The sequence below is a fragment of the Acrocarpospora phusangensis genome (assembly GCF_016862995.1).
GTDB classification, from domain to species: Bacteria; Actinomycetota; Actinomycetes; order Streptosporangiales; family Streptosporangiaceae; genus Acrocarpospora; species Acrocarpospora phusangensis.
Genome location: NZ_BOOA01000006.1, coordinates 165,823 through 183,988, shown reverse-complemented (window position 1 = coordinate 183,988; position 18,166 = coordinate 165,823). Strand labels below are relative to the sequence as shown.

The window sequence follows — 18,166 nt, the reverse complement described above, 5'->3', positions numbered from 1 at the left end:
GGGACCGCCACCGCCATTCCGACGTGCTGGCCCGGACCGCGGCCGGCTACGCGCTGCGACTTCATCGCCTGCAGACCGACGCGGGCGTCTTCGCCGACCACCTGGGCGCCGCCCGCCGCGCCCAGGAGTCGGGGGATCTCGAAGGTGAGCTGCGCTGCCTCGACCTGGCGCTGCGGCTCTGGAACGGTCAGGCGCTGGCCGGGGTGCCCGGCCCGTTCGCGGAGGCCGAGCGCAGCCGCCTGCACGACGGCCGCCTCGTCGCCCTGGAGCGGCGGGCCGAGGTGCTGCTGGGCCTGTCACGGCCGGAGGAGGCGCTCCCCGTCCTCCAGGACCTGACCCGCCGGCACCCGCTTCGCGAGAAGGTACGCGAACTGCTCATGCTGGCGCTGCACCACTGCGATCGCCGGGCCGAGGCCCTGGAGGTGTTCCAGGAGGGGCGGCGGCTCCTGTCGGAGGAGCTGGGCGTGGATCCCGGCCCGGGGCTGCGCGCCTGCCATCTGCGCATCCTCCGCGTCACCGCCGAACATCCCACGGTGGAGACGCGGTTGCCGCCGCCGCGCCAGCTGCCCGCCGACCTGATCGGGTTCGTCGGCCGCGTCGAGGAGACCGTGCGGCTGCGGGCGTTGCTCGCTCCCCCGGACGGCACCGGGCCGCCGCCGCTGGTCGTGGTGTCCGGCGCGCCCGGCGTCGGCAAGTCCACCCTGGCCGTACGGATCGCGCACCAGGTCAAGGAGCACTTCCCGGACGGGCAGCTGTTCGTCCACCTCAGGGGCGCGACGCCGGGCGTGACCTGCCTGTCGGCCCAGGAGGCGCTCGGCCGGTTCCTGCGTGCGCTGGGTGTGCCGGCCGAAGCGGTGCCGTCGGACGTGGACGAGGCGGCGGCCCTGTGGCGCAGCCGGCTGCACGCCAAGCGCATGCTGGTGCTGCTCGACGACGCTGTCGACCTCGGCCAGATCCAGCCGCTGCTGTCGGCGCCCCACGGCACGTGCCTGCTGGTGACCAGCAGGGAGAGCATGCTCTCCGGCGACGACTGCGTGCAGCAGCGCCTGATCCGGATGTCGCACGCCGAGGCGGTGACCGTGCTGGCCAAGCTGGCCGGGGCCGAGCGGGTCGCCACGGACGCGGGCGCGACGTCGAGCCTGGTCCAGTTGTGCGACGGCCTGCCGCTGGCGTTGCGGATCGCCGGGGCGCGGCTGGCCGACCGGCCGGACTGGCCGGTGTCGGCGCTGGTCGCGCGGCTCCGCGACGAGCGGGAGCGGCTGCACGAGCTGTCGGCCGGGGATCTCGCGGTCCGATCCAGCCTGTCGGCCAGCTGGCAGTCGCTGCGCGACGGCTCCCGTCAGTCCAGCCGGTCGGCCGCGCGCGCCCTGGCGCTCCTCGGCTTGCTGCACGTGCACGACATCACGGCCGAGGTGGCCGCCGCGCTGCTCGGCACGCCGGTGCCGGAGGCCGGGCGTGCGCTGGAGCGGCTGGTGGACGCCCACCTGCTGGACCGCAATCGCCCCGACCACTATCAGCCGCACGACCTGGTCCGGCTCTACGCGGGCGAGCTGGCCCACCGGCTGCCCTCGCGCGAGCCGTTACGGGACGCGTTGCGCTACTACACACTCTCGGCACAGCACGCCAGCAGGGTCCGGGACCCGCACCGGGTCCAGCCCGCCGCCCCCGACCTCGGTTCCCGCCCGGCTTCCGTACTCCCGCACCAGGTGGGCGGCGCCGACGAGGCGGCGGCGTGGTTCGCGGACGAGGAGGCGAACCTGACGGCGGCCGCCACCCAGGCCATGGCCGACACCGACCCGGAGATCGCGCGGCTCGGCGTGGCGATCACCTTCGGCCTGGTGTGGCACCAGCGCTTCACCTTCCGGGCGGCCGACCTCATCGCCCTCAACAAGCGGGCGCTGAACGTGAGCCGGCGGCTGGACGACGAGGCGATCGCCGCCGAAGCCCTCGGCCATGTGGCGGGGGGACTCCAGTCGCAGCGCCAGTTGGACGAAGCCGCCGTCTACCTGGGCAGGCAGCTGGCACTGTGCGCGAAACGGGAGGACTCTTTCGGCGAGCAGCGCGCGCTGGGCAACCTGGCCAATCTCCATACCCAGTGGAAGCGCTACGACCGGGTCCTGTACTACGCCGAGCGCCAGCTCCGGATCGCCCGGCGGATCGGCAGCGGGGTGGGCGTGCGCTACGCCCTCATCATGAAGGGCACCGCCCTCCAGGAACTCGGCAGCGTACGCGAGGCGGCGCAGGCGCTGACCGAGGCGCTGGAGGAGGCCGAGCGGGCGGGCGATCTGACCCAACAGGGCACCGCCGCCACGATCCTCGGCGAACTGCGGCTGCGGAACGACGACCCCAAAGCCGCGCGGTACCACCTGGAGGCGGCACTGGCGCTGCTGCGCACGACCGGATACCGCATCGGCCAGCTGCGCTGCCTCATCTGGTTGTCGCAGGCGTACCGGCTGCTGGACCGGCCCGACGAAGCCCTCGGCCACATCTCCGAGGCGGTCACCATCGCCGGGCAGCTGGGCAACGAGGAGTGGAAGCGCCAGGCGCGCGAGGAACTACGGGAGGTTCACGACGCACGGCAGGGTTCCGCGACGGCCGTGCACACGACCTAGGACATCGAAACGAACCTTGCACAGCGATAAAGAAGTTCCGACGAATGCCCGGAACTATGTGTCGTCATTCCTGCCGCGGAACGTCGTGAGGGAGGATGCCGACCGTGCGATGCGCCTGTACGAGCGGACCGGCGCTCGAATCGCTGGCCAGATCACAGATCGGGCGCGGAGGGGAATTCGGCTGATGGCCGTGGCCCGATTGCCGGGACAATTCTTTCGTGGAGCGAGATCGTCTGGGCCGGTTCCTCTATGTCCTGCTCACGATGGGGTTGATCGCGCTGGCGTCGGTGGTCGCGTGGCGACTGCTGCCCGAGGCGCGGGCGGGGGACATCGACCCGCTCAGTGCCGTCGTCGGGCTCCTCGCCCTGGCTGCCGCTCTCTGGTCCGGCCGGCTCACCCTTCGTTCGCTGCGCTGGCAGGAGGCGGATATCGCTGTCCTCGCCGCGCGACTGGCTCGTTCGATAGCGAAGGCGGAGGCGGATGCCCGGCGGCAGCTTCTCGGTGCCGACGACAAGGCGATCGACCTCGATTTCATTTTTCGCGCCGCGCCCGCGCGTAATGCCGAGGGGGCGCGACCGGCCGGGAGGCTGACCGAGGTGCTGGAGTATTACCGCGCCTTGCGGCCGGCTCGGCTGGTTGTCACCGGACCGCCCGGGTCGGGAAAGACCGTACTCGCGTTGGAACTCCTGCTCGCCTTACTGGAGAACCGCGCGGACGGCGACCCGGTTCCGGTACGGCTGTCGGCGACCACGTGGCGGAGCGGGCAGTCCGTCGAGGACATGGTGACGAGCCATCTGCGGCAGGCTTACCGCCTGCGCAAGGCCGAGGCGGCCGAGTTGTCGCGGGCGGGGCTCATCCTGCTGGTGATAGACGGTCTGGACGAGATGGACCAGGACCCTGCTCCTGGCCACGACTCGCGTGCGGCGCAGGCGCTCCGGGCGTTGAACGCCTACCAGCACGTCCGGGACAAGGCCAGCGTGGTGCTCACCTGCCGCACCGGGCAGTACCAGGTGCTCAAGCAGCACCGGATATGGATGCAGGACGCCGCTCAGGTGGAGATCCGGCCGGTCGTGAGCGGCAAGGCTCTAACCTTTCTGGAGCAGCGCATCACCGATGTCCGTCATTGGCGTCACGTGCTGGACGCGCTGGACTTCTACCCGGACGGCCCGCTGGCCCAGGGCCTGTCCACGCCCTGGCGGCTGACCATGGCCGTGGTCATCTACGAGCAACGCGATCCGCGCGGTCATCGATATCTGCGTGATCCCGAAGAGCTGACCAGTTCGGCCCTGGACAGCCCGGAAGCGGTGGGGGACCATCTGCTGCACCGGTTCATTCCCGCGTCAATTCCGCCGGACGCGCCCTACACACCGAGCCAGGTTCACCAGTGGCTGGCCGTGCTGGCCACCTACCTCAACCGCAACCTCACCGGTGAGCACCATGTCCGGGGGAGGCTCCTGTCGGGCAACGACATCGAATTGCATCAGCTCTGGCCGCTCGCCGGCGCGACGCGGGTCCGGATCCTCACCGCGCTGGTGATCGCGGCGCCTTGGCTGGCGCTGGCGGCACTGATAGGGGCAGGGATCGGTGTAGCCCCAGACTATTTCGTGATTGTGGCTATTTATATTGTTTCGCCATTATCCCTCCTCATCGTCTGGGAATGGAAGAATCCGTGGCCGGAGCTTGCCCGGTTTGATCTATCCGGATTCGCGGAGAGGTCATGGGGGTTCGTTCGCGGATTGATATTCGGACTCGTCAGCGGAATCGCCGCCGGGCTGACGCTCGGCCTGCTGGCCGGTCTCGTGGCCTTCGCCGCGCTGGGTCCGGCGCCGGGCGGGCCGGTGGGTGGCGTGATCGGCTTCTTGTCCGGAGTCGCGGGCGCGGCGCTTCTGAACGGCGCCAGGGGCAAATGGGCACGCGCCGTCATCTGCCTGCTGGGCATCGTGGGCGGCCTGCTGGGCTGGTGGATTGGGGACCTCGCGGAAGGGGGCCTCATGGATCCGTGGGACGCGCTCACGTCCGGCCTAGCCCTGGGCGCGGTCATCGGCGTGGTGATGGGTCTGGTAGCCGGGCCCATGATCGGGCTGTACTGGGGTTTCGTCGTTTCCACAGTCGTGGAGGCCCGGAACCTGCGGTATGCGGTGCGGGCCAATCTCCTGTCCGGATTCGTGCTCAGTTTCGCCGGCGGCTTCCTGTTCGCTCTCTTTTTCGGCGGGATGGGCCTATGGGTGCTCTCCGCGCCAGAACCTGGAGAGGACCTCAGCAGGCGGGATGTGCTCGCAAGCATCATCCCCACGGTCCTCACCGGCTCAATTGTGGTTGCCCTGGCAGCGGTGCCGCTTTTCGGTCCGTCGCTCGGGCTCGCGGGACTCCGCTACGCCGTCCTCCTGCTGTGTACGCGCAAGTGGAGCGGTCAGTGGTTGCCGTGGCGGCTGGGTGGATTCCTCGACTGGTGCTACGGCGCCGGGCTGATCCGCGTGGCCGGAGTCGCGTACCAGTTCCGGCACAAGGAGATCCAGGAGCATCTGGCCAGGCACCCACAGCCCGGGGGATCGCCGTCCCCTTGACTGACGTGAGGCGAGCGGCCGCGATGTCGTCCTGGATCGATGATCGGAGCCGGGACGGGCTGCGCCAGCCTCACTGAGACCGGGCACATGCCTTACGCGTCGGACATCATGTCGCGATCTCTTCATGGCCGCCACTTGAGAGCTATAGATGGCGATCGCGCCGCGCGAGTACCATCTCCCAGCTGCCGCATGCGAACTTTTCCCCTGAAAGGCGCGTCTCACCCTTTGTGGGAATACTGTTTCGCGGCACCGCTGCCGCCGTCGCCCTTTTCGTCTCCGCGGGGCCGGCCGCCGCCCACGCCGTGGCGCCGGCCGGTCAGTGGAGTGTCGTCCGTGACGACCGCCGTGACTCCTACGACGCCGTGACGGTGACCCCTGGCGGGGCGGTCTGGGTCGCTGGGACGAGGCGTCCGGATGGTGGATCGAGCGGCACCGAGTCGCTCCTGCTGAAGGGCGGCCGCTCCACCTTCAAGCGTGTCGCCGGGCCGGGCTTCCGGGTGAAGCGGCTGGCGTCGGCGTCCGACACCAGAATCTGGGCGTTCGGCGCGTCGCGGTACGCCCGGTGGGATGGCAAGCGCTGGCAGGTCAAGCGATGGAGCCACGGCCGGGTGGATCGGGCGTACAACATAGGCAGGAACCTGTGGGTCATCGAGAACGCGAATGCGTTCCCCGCGGCCGGCGAGGCCGGGTGGAAGGCACGGTCCACGGTGCGGCGCCTGGACGGCTCGGTGTGGCGGAAGGTTCCCACGCCGATTGTGGTCAAAGGACTCGACGGCAAGTGGGCGGCGGGTTCGGCGCGGGGCACGGTGGCTCTGGCCCGCTGGAGCGGCACGGCCTGGCGCGCGGTCGCGCTGCCGGCGATTCCGTCCGCACGCTCGGGCCAGATCTCGGAGCTGACAGATGTCGCGGTCGACGGTGAGACCGGCCGGGTGATGGCCGTCGGCTGGGTCGCCTGGCCGTGCGGCAGTGCGAAGCACTCCTTCTGCGGTGAGACTCTGCTGCTGTCCGGCTATCCGGGCAGCTGGAACTTCGAGGTCCGCAGTGAACCGGGCATTCAGCCGCGCGCCCAGGCGGAGCCGGACGGCAGAGGCGGGGCCTGGGTCGTCTACGACGCCAAGGGCGGAGGCAGCGGATTTCTGCACATCGGCGCCGAAAGTGTCGAGCCGGGCGCCTTTCCATCGCCTCCGAACCAGAAGGCGTCCGTCCGCGACCTCGCCATCCAGCCGGAGAGCGGTTCCGCCTGGGCGGTCGGCGCGGCACCTTCTGGCCGCGGCGGTGTGATCTGGGCCTACCGCCGCTGAGCCGGCTGGGCGTGTGGCGCTTCCGCGTGCCACTGCCACGCATACCGGAGGATGAGGGACAGGCACACCAGTTCCACGGCTGCCAGGAACAGGTAGTGCGGACTCGTTGATCCGGCGCCGACGATGAAGGCCGCGGTCAGCGGGCTCGCCACCAAGTTGGCCCGCCGGTTCGCCGTGCGGTTGAGCACACGCGACAGCAATACCATCATGATCGGAATCTCGAGCATGACCGCGGACGCCACCAGCAGTGGTTGGGTGATCCGGATGCCTTCCGCGTATCCGGTCAGGAGCCCTCGCAGGAACTCGGCGTTCAGGAAGCTGAGGACGTCGGCGTAGATCATGTTGAGCAGCACGACGATCCACAGTGTCGCGAGCCGTGCGCGTACGTCGATCATCGCTGCCTCACCGCTTTCCGTGTGTGGACGGGAAACCCAGGAGGCGGCGGGGACACCGTCCGCCCAGGCACGGTGGACGGCTCGTCCCGTGCCGCGAGAGATCCGCATCGAGGCGGCCTGGTCTGGTCATGGGGGACAGGTTGCCGCGGTGGCCGGATCCACCGCTGCGGTCCTCGGTCGGCGCCAGTGGTCCATAGGGTCGGGTTTCGGCGTCGACTTTCGTCGGGTGTTGTGGGACCGGCTGCGGTCGTACCCTCTGGTTGTGACGAGCTGGGCGGAACATCGCGGCCGGCGATTGGCCGGCGCGGTCAGGGACCCGGTGGCCGGCCGGGCGTTACCGGCCGGATCGGCCATCCGCGACCGGGTGGTGGACGCCCTGTTCTTCCTGCTGGCCGTCGGCGTCACCGCGCTCACCTGGGTCGACAGCGCCGAGTTGGACGTGGCGCAGGGTCCGCTGGTCGTGGACCTCGTTCTCGGCGGGCTGAGCTGTCTCGGGGTGTGGCTGCGCCGGCGCTGGCCGGTCGGCTTCGCGGTGATCGCAGGTCTGGTCAGCGTCTACTCGACGTCGGCCGCGGGCGTGGCGTTGATCGCGTTGTTCACCGTCGCGGCGCACCGGAGCTTCGCGGTGGTCGGCGCGATCGTGGCCGGGTATGTGCTCGTCCCGTTCCTCACGCTGGTGGTCCGGCCCGACCTCCCGTCGGCGCCCTGGGAGCAGATCGTGCTGGGAGTCGCCTGCGTCGCCGCGGTGCTCGCCTGGGGAATGCTCGTACGGACCAGACGACAGTCCACGCGAGAACGGACCCGGCGGATCGAGTCCGAACAGGAACTCCGGATCGCTCAGGCACGCCAGTCCGAACGGAACCAGATCGCCCGCGAGATGCACGACGCGCTCGCTCACCGGCTGTCCCTGCTCAGCCTGCACGCCGGGGCGCTGGAACTGCGTCCGGACGCCGTGCCGGAGGATGTCGCCCGGGCTGCCGGCGTGATCCGCGACAGCGCGTACCAGGCGCTGGAGGACCTCCGGGAGGTCATCGGCATGCTCCGCGCGGACCGCGCCGGAGCCGACGACCGGTCCGACGCGGCACCAGAGCGGCCCCAGCCCACCCTGGCCGACCTTCCCGACCTCATCACACAGTCACAGCGCGCCGGCATGCGGGTGCGGCTCGACAGCCAGGTCGACGAGCCCGCGGCCGCACCGACGGCGGTCGGGCGCAGCGCGTACCGGATCGTGCAGGAAGGGCTGACCAACGCACGGAAGCACGCCCCCGACGCCGAAGTGGCAGTGTCCGTACGAGGTACGGCCGGTGCCGGGCTGACCATCGAGATACGCAACCCGTGCCCGGTAGGCGCCGTGGTCGCCACCGGCGTTCCTGGCGGCGGCAACGGGCTCATCGGGCTCAGCGAGCGGGCCGGCCTTGCCGGTGGACGGCTGGAGCACGGCCCTACCCCCGAGGGGGACTTCCGGCTCTGGGCGTGGCTGCCATGGCCGAGGTGAACGCCGCCGTCCGGGTCCTCATCGTCGATGACGACCCGCTCGTCCGGGCCGGCCTCGTGATGATCATCAGCGCGTCGCCCGGCATCATCGTGGTGGGCGAGGCCGCCGACGGAGCGGAGGTCGCCGCCGCGGTCGATGCCTGTGCCCCGGATGTGGTGCTGATGGACATCCGCATGTCCACGCTCGACGGCCTTGCCGCCACCGAGCTGCTCCGCGCCCGGCTCGACCCGCCCGAGGTCATCGTGCTGACCACCTTCGACGCCGACGAGTACGTGCTCCGCGCGCTGCGTGCCGGCGCCAGCGGCTTCCTGCTCAAGCACACCCCGCCCGTCGAGATCCTGCGCGCGATATCGCGGGTGGCCGCCGGCGAGCCGATCCTGTCGGCGGCGGTGACCCGGAAACTGATCGCCCACATCACGGACACGAGCGCCGACGGCCGCCGCTGGCATGCGACGACGGTCCTGGGCCGGCTCAGCGAGCGGGAACGGGAGGTGGCCGTCGCCGTGGGCCGGGGCAGGTCCAACGCCGAGATCAGCAATGACCTGTTCATGAGCGTCGCGACCGTCAAGGCGCACGTCTCCCGGATACTCACCAAACTGGATCTCAACAACCGTACTCAGATCGCCCTGCTCGCCCACGACGCCGGGCTGACCGGCTGAGCCATCACCGTTCACGAGGTCATCGCAGGTGCCGGAGTTCATCCGTGCAGGTCGCAGGGGTGATCGTGTTCGCATGGTTCGGGACCGCTTCCGCAACAGCCCGCTCCAGGTGAACCGCCTGCTGGATCTTATGAAGCCGGCCCGCTTGACTTGACACGATCTCCCTGTCGCCCTGGCCTGGGCGGGTTCCCGGCGGGCACGTTGAGCCTCAGCGCTGAAACCGGGATGCGATCTTCCGGCCCCCGTGAGAGGAGGCGGTTATGCGGCAAGCGACGGTGCTGGACGTGGGCTGTCATAGCGCGCTGGTGATGGTGGCGCGCCGACGCGCGCCCACGCCCGGTGCCGCTGAGCCGTGGGCCATGTCGCTCGGCGGCAAGGTCCGGCTGGCGCTCCACGAGACCCTCACCACGGACGGGCGGGTGAACAGACGCGGAATCCGCAGCGTGCAACGCGCGGTGGCCCGGCTCGCGGATTCGGTGCAGCGCGAGCCGGAGGCGTTGGCGTTCGCGACCTCGGTCATCCGCGATGCCGTCAATCGTGACGAGATCATCGGCCGGGTGGCCGATGCCACCGGCATCAGGTTGATGCTCCTACCGGGCCGCGAGGAGGCTCGGCTGGCCTACATCGCCGCTCGCTGCTGGCTGGGCGACAGCTCGGATCCGCTGCTCGTCCTGGACATCGGCGGCGGAACCGTGGAGATCGCCTACGGCGACGGGGAGGAGCCGACGCAGCTGCTGTCGCTTCCTTTGGGCGCGCGTGTGGTTACCCGTGTTCTGCTGCCCGGCGGCGTACTGCCCATGAATCGAGATCTTGGGGCCACCCGGCGGCGTGTGCGCGAGGCGCTGGACAGGGCGCCTCTGCCGCTCGCCCGGCCGGGCGCGACGGTGGTCGCGTCGTCCAAGACCTTCACCCAGTTGGCGAAACTGGCCACCACGCTGGCACGACCTACGCTCCCACCTGCCTACCTCACACTGTCGTCGGTGAGGATGGCTGCCACGCTACTGGCACGCACCGCCGTACCTGACCGGGCCGGCCTGCATGGCATCAGCCGCCATCGGGCCGAGCAATCCCTGGCCGGAGCCGTGATCGCCGAAGCCCTCATGGAGGCGTGCCAGATCCAGGGCGCACGGGTCTGCCCGTGGTCGACACGAGAAGGCCTCCTGCTGGAGCGGATCGGCGCGAGCCGCGGGAGGACATGACAGCGCGAGCCATGCTCTCAGCCCTGCCGCTGACGGTGAGGAGAGCGGCCCCGGCCGTTCGCGGCCCCTGCGCGTCGTCCCGCGCGGACGGGCACACAGGCAGGGGCGGAGCGGGGCGATTGGCGCCGCCTGGCCAACCGAATCCGCAGCGATCGCGTGGCCACTCCGGGAGGCCCGGTCTAGTTGCCCCCACGCCTCGCGCGGGCTTCGGGAAGGCGGCCGCAAGCTCGCCATGCGTCGATTGCCTCCTGGACCAGGCGGAGGCGCTCATGCCCCAGATCAGGAGCGGCAAAAGCGTCCGGAACTGTGGAATCGAAGTCGCCGGTTTCGTCCATGTAGGCGAGCTTCTCACCGACGTCCCCATGCGGTGCTGTTCTACGGCCAGGTGTCAGGAAAGGATGGATGAGGGCATGGCGGTCCGGCCGCCTCCCTGCTGGTGCCGATGTCCGGTTTCGCGATAAGGGGGCGGGATGTTCCTGCTGAGATCGCCGGGGGTGTACCGGCGCTGCTGACAGCCGTGTTCGGGCTGATCGAGTTCCGGCCGGGGGCCGAGGTGCCGGATGTGGGTACGGGCACCGGCGCGATGGCCGTCTCGGTCAGGTTGGCAGGTTCAGGGCCGTCATGGGCATGCGGGGCGTATGACGGGCTGCGGCCAGCGCCTGTTCGAGCGTGGGGTGGGTGCTCAGCAGTTGATCGAGGCCGGTGAGCTCCAGGAGGCGGATGACGCGCTCGTGCGGAGCGGCCAGGTGCAGGCTGCTGCCGTGCCGGCGTGAGCGCTGGTGGGCGTCCATGAGAATGCGCAGGCCGGAGCTGTCGATGAAAGTCAACGTGGCCAGATCGAGGACGAGCGGGCGGGCGGCGTCCGGATGCTCTGCGGCGATGTAGAGGGTGAGCTCGGCGGTGTTGGTGGCGTCGAGTTCGCCTGCGGCGCTGATCACGGTAGCGCTGTCCGTGCACCGGCTGGCCAGCATGAGGGTCATCGCGTTCGCGCCCTCGGCCGGGTCTTCGCCGTGATGGGGAGCACGTGGTCGGGCATGCTCGGTACCCCTTTCCGCCGACGTGACGCGTGATCGCGGCGGCCTGCACCAACGGTAACCCTGATGGATGTTACATGAAAGGGGCTTCAGCTAATAAGCTGGCATGGACGTCACCCACGCCGGCCCTGGCGACATCGAATCGCCTGCAGAACCAGCCCACCACCATCCGTCCGCTCCGCGGGCCGAAAGCGATGAGCACCGTGAACCCTGTGCAACCCGCACCCGAACCACCCCGCTGGACCTTTCTGACCCACCACGCCCGGGTGCTGCTCGAGATCGCCCGCGACCCTGAGGTGCGGTTGCGCGAGATCGCCATTGGCATCGGCATCACCGAACGTACGGTGCAGACCATCGTCAACGATCTGCGCGAGGGCGGCTACGTCACCTGTGAACGCGTCGGCCGACACAACCGCTACCAGCTCAACGCCGACCAGCATTTCCGCTACCCCACCGAGGCCGACCTGCCGGTGCGCCGTCTGATCGACATCTTCTCCGAGCGTGACCTACCCTCCGGCTCACTCCGATCGGGACGGCCTGCGCAGCTGGATGGGCGGATGTAATTCTGATCTCTTTCCAAACCACCCTGGCGGGGCGAACGGGCGCGGGTCTCGCGCTTGCGGCCACGGCCTCAGGGTAGGCGGACGCCCATGAGTGAGCGCCGGGCCCCCGACCGCCCGACCGACGTGCTCAGACGCTCCTGGTGGCAGGTGCTCCGGCGCACCCTCAAGGAGTTCCAGGAGGACAAGGTCACCGACTGGGCGGCGGCGCTGACCTACTACGCGATCCTGTCGATCTTCCCGGCCCTGCTCGCCGTGGTGTCCCTCCTCGGCCTGGTCGGCCAGTCGGCCACCCAGCCGGGCGCGGTGGCGTTCGCGAAGGAGGGGGCGGTTGCGCGGTAACAGGACCCTGATCGACTACGCCGCGACCAAGGGCGCGATCAACGCCTGACTGGACTGCTACCGGTGTGGTGGGTAGGAGGCCATTGTGAAGACGGGGATGACAAGGATGTGGATGGCCGTGCTCGTACTGCCACTCGCCGGGGCATGCGCGTCGGGGCAGGACGGCCAGGTCTCAAAGGTCGCCGGGGATTTCTACGCCGCCGTACGCGGCGGAGACGGGGTCAGGGCATGCGCGTTGCTGACGGAGTCGGCCGCCCAGACGCTGACCCCAATGGCCTCGGCTGAGGGCGAGTGCGCCACCGCGTTGCTGAAGTTGCGGCTGCCCGGCGCGGGGAAGGTGGAAAAGGTCGCCGTGTGGGGGAATGAGGCGCAGGCCCGGCTGACCGGCGACACCCTTTTCCTGCATCGGTCCGCCCAGGGATGGCGGATCAGGGCGGGCGGGTGCCGTCCCCAGGACCAGCGCCCCTACCAATGCGCCATCGGCTGAAAGCGGGACGCATGCGAGTGATGTTCGTGACCACGCTGGTCATCCTCGTGGTGGGCTTGGGCCTGATGTTCGCCGCAGGTTTGGGGGGCCGGTGATGCGCCGTTTCCTGTCGGGCAACGCGCTCAGCCTGTTCTTTCTGATCACCTTCCTGCTCGCGCTGGCCGGGCAGTCCCTCGCGGGCACCGCTGAGTACAACGATCAGCAGCTCGCCGAGGGCGGGACGCCCATCAGCTGGGCGGCCTTCGTCACCTCATCGGATTTCGCGGTGAACGTGGCCGAGAACTGGCAATCGGAATACCTGCAGTTCCTGCTGTTCATCCTCATCACCGCCTGGCTGGTCCAGCGAGGATCCCCGGAGTCCAAGAAACACCCGGAGCAGGGCTTCAGCGAGGAGGAGTCGCGTACCGGTCGCTATGCCGTTCCCGGCAGCCCGGCATGGGCGCGCGCCACCGGCCTGCGCCGTCACCTGTACGGCAACTCGCTCGGCCTGCTCATGGGCGCAGTGTTCGTCTTGTCGTGGCTGGCCCAGTCAGTGGCCGGCACGGCCGCCTACAACCGGCAGCGGCTCGCCCAGCTGCAAGATCCCGTCGGCTGGGACGGCTACGTCATGTCCGGCGACTTCTGGAACCGGACCTTTCAGAACTGGCAGTCGGAACTGCTGGCCGTCCTGTCCATGGTGGTCTTCTCGATCTACCTCCGCCAGCGGGGATCCCCAGAGTCCAAACCGGTGGGCGAACCGCACGAAACGACCGGCGAAAACACCTGACCGCCGATCGTAGATCGTCACGGTCGAGAAGATGGATGTCACCGGTGGACGACAGAATCCGTCCACGCGTTCAGGCGGCCACAACCGGGTTCCAAGGAGCTTCCAAAGAGCGAGTCTCATTCTCGTTCGTGAACACCCCGTTCCGGGGTCGTCGAAGGGAACGATTCACATGAGGCTCCGTAACCCCGAACTCCAATCCTCTTCCACGAGCGCGTCCGGCCGACCGGCATTTCCGCGAACCCTGTCATTGTTCGCCCTCGCGGGACCGGTCCTGTTCGCCGCGTTGATAGCGGTCACCGTCATCCTCCAGTACGACTGGCTCGTCTCGGCCGGCCAGGACCCCCTCACGACCAGCCCGGTCAGCGTCAACGCCTGGGGTCCCTACGGGTTGCTCCAGTACGCCGCGTTCGCGATCATCGGCCTATCGACCCTCGTCCTGACCGCCGGTCTGCACCGCGTCCCCGGCGGACGGGTGGCGACGCTGGTGCCCCTGGCCCTGCTCGGCCTGGCCCTGCTGGCGGAGACCGCACGCTGTGACTGCGAAGGCGGCTTCACCAACGCGAACCCGCTGCCGGGGGCCATCCACACCATCGGATTCTTCGGCCTCATGCTGGCCCTGCTGGCGGCGACGTTCGCGACCTGGTGGCGCCTGCGCCGAACCCCGGGCTGGTCCTTCCAGGCCCGCTGGTCCCTGGTGACCGGTATCGCGCTCCTCCCGCTGTTCATCGTGGGAGATCTGGTTCCCGAACTGGGTATCCCCGGGTTCTACTTGTTCCTGATCCTCGGCCCCCTGCAGTGGCTCACGATCCTCGCGTGGAAGCTCCTGACGGAGACCAGGGCCGCCTCGGTGTCTTCCTGAGCGAAGGACGCCGGTCAGGAACCAAAGGCCGACTCCGCAAACTTCAACTGTTCGGTCAGGGCAGGAGGGTGGATGGGCCGGTACGGGGCGTGCGAGTATTCGGCTAATGCCGCATGCCGAGGCCATGGTCTGGAGCGTGACTATGCGCGCGGGGATCCGGGATCTGATCTCTGTCCTGCACTGCAGTCATCTGGCTATCGCACTTCCCACCGCGATTCGGATCGCGTCGACCGGCACCGCGGAGGCCGTGCCGGATTTCGCCCGAGCGGTCGCGCCCATCATCGACGACGTGCTGCGCGATCCGGCGGAGAGAAAGCGGATGCACGACGCGTTGCTGGGCACCGCGATCACGTTCAATTTCGGTATCCGCAGCTACAGCGTGATGGCCCGGCAGAAATTCGACGGCGAGGTCTCGGTGCTCGGCGGATCCATGGCCCGGCTGTACGACGACCTGGTCGACAGCACGGAGGGCGACGAAGTCGACGCGTGGCTGGCCGGGCTCTTTGAAACCGGGCGGGCCACGCCTCGAAACGACATCGAGCGGCTGCTGGTCCGGATGTATCAGGCGATCAACGACCGCCTCCCGGGCCCGGACCGGCTGGACGTGCCGGGATCGCTGCTGCACGACTCGCTCGTCGCGCTGCACGAATTCCAGGTCCTCTCCCGCGAGCAGCGAAATCCCGAGATATCGAGCGACAAGCTCGAGAAGATAGCCCGCGGGAAGGGCGGATTCGCCGCGCTGGTGCTCTTCGGGCTGATCCGGCGGCGCATGAGCGTGCGGGAACACGACCTGATCATGGAGCTCGGGGAAGCACTCCAACTCATGGACGACTATCTCGACCACGACGCCGACCTCAGAAACGGCATCGCCACGCCGGTGAATCGTGGTGACCTGACGCTCAGCGACATCGGTGCGCGTTTCCGGGCGCTCCGGGCGCGGTTGTCGTCCTTCTACGGCAAGGGCCCAGCGCGCCCGTTCGTCGCGATGATGTTCCTCGAACTCGCTGCCGACGCGTGCAAGCGGCGGCGGCCACGACGCCGCCCCAGCGCGCGCGAGTTTCGCGAGACGCCGCTCAGGCTGCTCATCCGCGGGGGACCGAGCGCCATCCCGACTGTCCCGCGGACCGGCCGGACGCCGTGATGCGACCGCAGAAACTGATCCTCATCCTGCTGAGCGTCGGCGCGCTGGCCTGGGGCCTGTGGGCGTTCATCACGGACAACCCGCAGGCCGGAAACATTCTCACGCTGGCCGCCCTCCTGGTGGCCGTCCTCGCGGTGCTGTTCCCACTGGGATCCTCCCCAGGAACGGCCTCGGACATCACCGCGGAGAAGATCGAGAGCTACGCCACCACCCTGGCCGAGCAGGTGAGGAAGGTCACCCAGTCCGAGGCGGTACGGCGTGACCTGGTCGAAGGTGACTCCATCCGTATCCCGTGGCGGCTGGAGACCCGGCGGAACGTGCCAGCGCTGCCCGCGAGCGGTTACGTCGACGACCTCGTTGAGGTGCTGGCCGCGCCGCAGGGGCCGAAGCGGCTGGTGGTCATCGGCGGCAGCGGCTCCGGCAAGACGAGCCTGGGTCTGCTGCTGACCCTCGCCCGGGCCGGGTCGGGGAACGCGAGCCCGATCCCGGTGTCGCTCGCGCTGTCCTCCTGGGGCGCGGGAATGAGCCTGCGGCGATGGATGAGCCACCGTCTGGTGACCGAGTACGGGTTTCTCGGCAACGAAGGCGTCGACCCGAAGACCGGCGTGGCCGTCATGGTGGAGAAACTCCTCGAACGACAGCGGCTGCTGCCCATCTTCGACGGGCTCGACGAACTGCCGCCCGAGCGGCACGCGGCGACGATTCAGGCGATAGTCGGGAGCGGCATCCAGTCGTTCGCCATCACCTGCCGCGCCGAGAGTTTCGAGGCGCACTCCGCCGATGGGATGCGCGCGATGCCGGTCGTACGGCTGCTGCCGGTCGAGGCCGGGCAGGCCGCTGACTACCTCCGGGCGTACACGGAATCCTCGGAGATCGGCCCGCTGCTGGAAGCACTGGCCGCAGACCCCGGCGGCGAACTGGCCGCGGTGCTCGGGAATCCGCTCATGCTCTACCTCACGCGGGCCCAATATCGGCACGACCGGCCGCTTCCCGCGGAGCTCGTCGCCACCGGCACCCGGCCCGAGATAGAGCGCTTCCTGATCGCCGAATTCATTCCAGCCGTGTTCCGCCCGGCCCCGGACTCCGATGAAGGCCAATCGTGGGATCCCGAGGCGGCGGCCCGCTGGCTGGGTTTTCTCGCGGCGTTCCTCGAGCGGCAGAAAAAGCGCGACCTCGCGTGGTGGGAGCTCTACCGCTCGGTGCCCCGCTGGGTCACCCCGGTCACCCGGTTCTTGTTCGGTGGCACTATTTTCGCGGTGCTCTGCCGGGGCGCGTTCGGCGTATTCGGGATGCCCACGACGGGCCTCGTCCTCGGGTTCGTCGTCGGTGCGATCGGCGGCCTGCTGCTCTCGCTCGCCGAGCAGGAGGGGCCGCGCCAAGCCGCGCCGGCTTTCCTGCGCCGCGTGCCGCCCGACTTCGTGCTTCGCAGCCTCGGGTTCGGCGCGATCTGCACCGTCCCCGGCGGAGTGATCGTCGCGCTGCTCTTCGACGGATTCCACTACGTGATCATCGACTGCCTGGCGTTCGGCGTCTCGTTCTTCCTCGCCCGGTTGCTGTACGCGCCCGCGCTGCCCACCCAGGCGGGCACCCCCGACGGCTTCCTGCGCAACGACCGGGCAACGGTCTTCTACGCTTGGGGGATCGGCGGCGCGATGGGCATCGTGGTCGGCGCGTTCCTTGGGCTGTCCTTCGAGTCGGGCCTCGCCCAGCGGGTCAAGGACGCGCTCGGGCCCAACCCGTGGCTGTTCGAACTCGCCACCTGGCAGCAGGCCCTGCTCGGCGCCGCGGCCGGACTGATCCTCGGCATGACCGGGATCGGGCTCACCGTCATGGCCACCAGCGCGTGGGGCCGGTTCACCAGCGCACGGCTCTCAATGGCCTTACGCGGCCGGACCCCGCTCCGCCTGATGCGCTTCCTCGACGACGCCTACGACCTGGGCATCCTCCGCCGATCCGGGCCCTACTACCAGTTCCGGCACGACCTGCTCGCCGACCACCTGACTAGCCCCGGCGTAGCGCGGCCGGTCGCCGATCCGCAGCCGCAGCCGTGACCCGTACCGGGCCGGACAGAACCCAGAAGGCGACCCGGGCGGGCTGTTCCCGGTCTCGCCGCGTATCGTGGGGGCGGCTCAGATAGGTGGCCTCGGGGAAGCCGATCCGGGCCGCCGCGTGGTCCTGGCGTATGAACTCGACCTCGGCCAGTCCGCGCCGGATCCGCGCCAGCACGCGCTCTCCGCACGGACGACGGTAGGCGAACTCCAAGAACGCCTGCGACGCTCCCGCCGGCTCCGATTCCTGGCGTCGCAATAGCCTGTCCACGTCGTCGGATCGGGTCAGGTCGTAGACGTCGCGGGTGCCGGCCGCCGCATCGCGTACGGTGAGCCGGACGACGTCGAAGCTGTGCGCCCGCAGTACCCGGGTCTGCGCGGCCAGCCAGGCCGGCTCGAACGCACGCTGCCGACGGGCGTACGCCGCTGCCGCGACCACCCTCGCCAGCGCGTACCAGGCGAGGACCTGGGCGACCACGACGAGCGGAGACGCGATCAGCAAACCGATGGCGGCCGCGACGATGGCGGCGGTCATCCAGCCGACGGTGAATCGCCATGCCCGCCCGAAATCGGGCTCGCGGAGCCCGAGGAGGATCGCCCGGAAAACGGCCGGGAAGCGCGGTAGCGGGACGAGCGGGATGGGAAGTTCGGGCCGCGTGAACTCCGGCCCATAAGGCACCGGTGTCACCATCCCCACTCCTTGC

General features: G+C 69.5%; 16 protein-coding genes. 13 read left to right on the top strand and 3 right to left on the bottom strand.

Going from position 1 to position 18,166, the window contains the following annotated elements:
• The 3 genes from Aph01nite_RS05755 to Aph01nite_RS05745 all read left to right on the top strand — a co-directional run.
• On the top strand, positions 1-2,612 hold a 2,612-nt coding region (locus tag Aph01nite_RS05755), incomplete at its 5' end, for an AfsR/SARP family transcriptional regulator (RefSeq protein ID WP_204039688.1).
• Positions 2,613-2,830: 218 nt separating this feature from the next.
• Positions 2,831-5,176, top strand: a complete 2,346-nt coding sequence (locus Aph01nite_RS05750) for an NACHT domain-containing protein (RefSeq protein ID WP_204039687.1) — start codon at positions 2,831-2,833, stop codon at positions 5,174-5,176.
• Between the two features lie 227 nt (positions 5,177-5,403).
• Complete coding sequence (locus Aph01nite_RS05745) at positions 5,404-6,477, top strand: hypothetical protein (RefSeq protein WP_204039686.1); 1,074 nt, start codon at positions 5,404-5,406, stop codon at positions 6,475-6,477.
• On the opposite strand, the gene Aph01nite_RS05740 is transcribed toward Aph01nite_RS05745, so the two are convergent.
• Positions 6,465-6,872, bottom strand: a complete 408-nt coding sequence (locus Aph01nite_RS05740; protein ID WP_204039694.1) for a DUF6326 family protein — start codon at positions 6,870-6,872, stop codon at positions 6,465-6,467. The genes Aph01nite_RS05745 and Aph01nite_RS05740 overlap by 13 nt on opposite strands.
• A 262-nt stretch (positions 6,873-7,134) precedes the next feature.
• Here Aph01nite_RS05740 and Aph01nite_RS05735 point away from each other — a divergent pair, with 262 nt between their 5' ends.
• The 3 genes from Aph01nite_RS05735 (at position 7,135) to Aph01nite_RS05725 (ending at position 10,225) form a co-directional block, all read left to right on the top strand.
• Positions 7,135-8,367 carry a sensor histidine kinase gene (locus tag Aph01nite_RS05735; protein ID WP_239161413.1) on the top strand — a complete coding sequence of 411 codons (1,233 nt, stop codon included), beginning with the start codon at positions 7,135-7,137 and terminating at the stop codon, positions 8,365-8,367.
• Positions 8,355-9,026 carry a response regulator gene (locus Aph01nite_RS05730; protein WP_204039684.1) on the top strand — a complete coding sequence of 224 codons (672 nt, stop codon included), beginning with the start codon at positions 8,355-8,357 and terminating at the stop codon, positions 9,024-9,026. The genes Aph01nite_RS05735 and Aph01nite_RS05730 overlap by 13 nt, the downstream gene beginning before the upstream one ends.
• Positions 9,027-9,286: 260 nt before the next feature.
• Complete coding sequence (locus Aph01nite_RS05725; protein ID WP_204039683.1) at positions 9,287-10,225, top strand: Ppx/GppA phosphatase family protein; 939 nt, start codon at positions 9,287-9,289, stop codon at positions 10,223-10,225.
• A gap of 596 nt (positions 10,226-10,821) precedes the next feature.
• Here Aph01nite_RS05725 and Aph01nite_RS05720 read toward each other — a convergent pair.
• The gene (locus tag Aph01nite_RS05720; protein WP_204039682.1) at positions 10,822-11,205 is read right to left on the bottom strand and encodes an STAS domain-containing protein; all 384 of its coding nucleotides are present in this window, start codon (positions 11,203-11,205) and stop codon (positions 10,822-10,824) included.
• A gap of 86 nt (positions 11,206-11,291) precedes the next feature.
• Here Aph01nite_RS05720 and Aph01nite_RS05715 point away from each other — a divergent pair, with 86 nt between their 5' ends.
• From Aph01nite_RS05715 to Aph01nite_RS05685, 7 genes are all read left to right on the top strand, one after another.
• Positions 11,292-11,822, top strand: coding sequence for a helix-turn-helix transcriptional regulator (locus Aph01nite_RS05715; RefSeq protein WP_239161412.1), 531 nt, complete (start codon positions 11,292-11,294; stop codon positions 11,820-11,822).
• A gap of 87 nt (positions 11,823-11,909) precedes the next feature.
• Positions 11,910-12,161, top strand: coding sequence for a YhjD/YihY/BrkB family envelope integrity protein (locus Aph01nite_RS05710; RefSeq protein ID WP_204039681.1), 252 nt, complete (start codon positions 11,910-11,912; stop codon positions 12,159-12,161).
• Positions 12,162-12,273: 112 nt separating this feature from the next.
• Positions 12,274-12,648: a hypothetical protein gene (locus Aph01nite_RS05705; RefSeq protein ID WP_204039680.1), complete on the top strand. Its 375-nt coding sequence runs from the start codon at positions 12,274-12,276 to the stop codon at positions 12,646-12,648.
• A 94-nt stretch (positions 12,649-12,742) separates the two neighbouring features.
• Entirely contained in the window at positions 12,743-13,414 is a 672-nt protein-coding gene (locus Aph01nite_RS05700; RefSeq protein WP_204039679.1) for a DUF6766 family protein, read from the top strand.
• Between the two features lie 247 nt (positions 13,415-13,661).
• Entirely contained in the window at positions 13,662-14,273 is a 612-nt protein-coding gene (locus Aph01nite_RS05695; protein ID WP_204039678.1) for a DUF998 domain-containing protein, read from the top strand.
• A gap of 106 nt (positions 14,274-14,379) precedes the next feature.
• Positions 14,380-15,414: a class 1 isoprenoid biosynthesis enzyme gene (locus Aph01nite_RS05690; protein WP_204039677.1), complete on the top strand. Its 1,035-nt coding sequence runs from the start codon at positions 14,380-14,382 to the stop codon at positions 15,412-15,414.
• Positions 15,414-17,465 carry an NACHT domain-containing protein gene (locus tag Aph01nite_RS05685; protein ID WP_204039676.1) on the top strand — a complete coding sequence of 684 codons (2,052 nt, stop codon included), beginning with the start codon at positions 15,414-15,416 and terminating at the stop codon, positions 17,463-17,465. The genes Aph01nite_RS05690 and Aph01nite_RS05685 overlap by 1 nt, the downstream gene beginning before the upstream one ends.
• On the opposite strand, the gene Aph01nite_RS05680 is transcribed toward Aph01nite_RS05685, so the two are convergent.
• On the bottom strand, positions 17,416-18,153 hold the full coding sequence (locus Aph01nite_RS05680) for a hypothetical protein (RefSeq protein WP_204039675.1): 738 nt from the start codon (positions 18,151-18,153) through the stop codon (positions 17,416-17,418). The two genes, Aph01nite_RS05685 and Aph01nite_RS05680, sit on opposite strands and share 50 nt — an antisense overlap.
• Positions 18,154-18,166 lie beyond the last annotated feature (13 nt).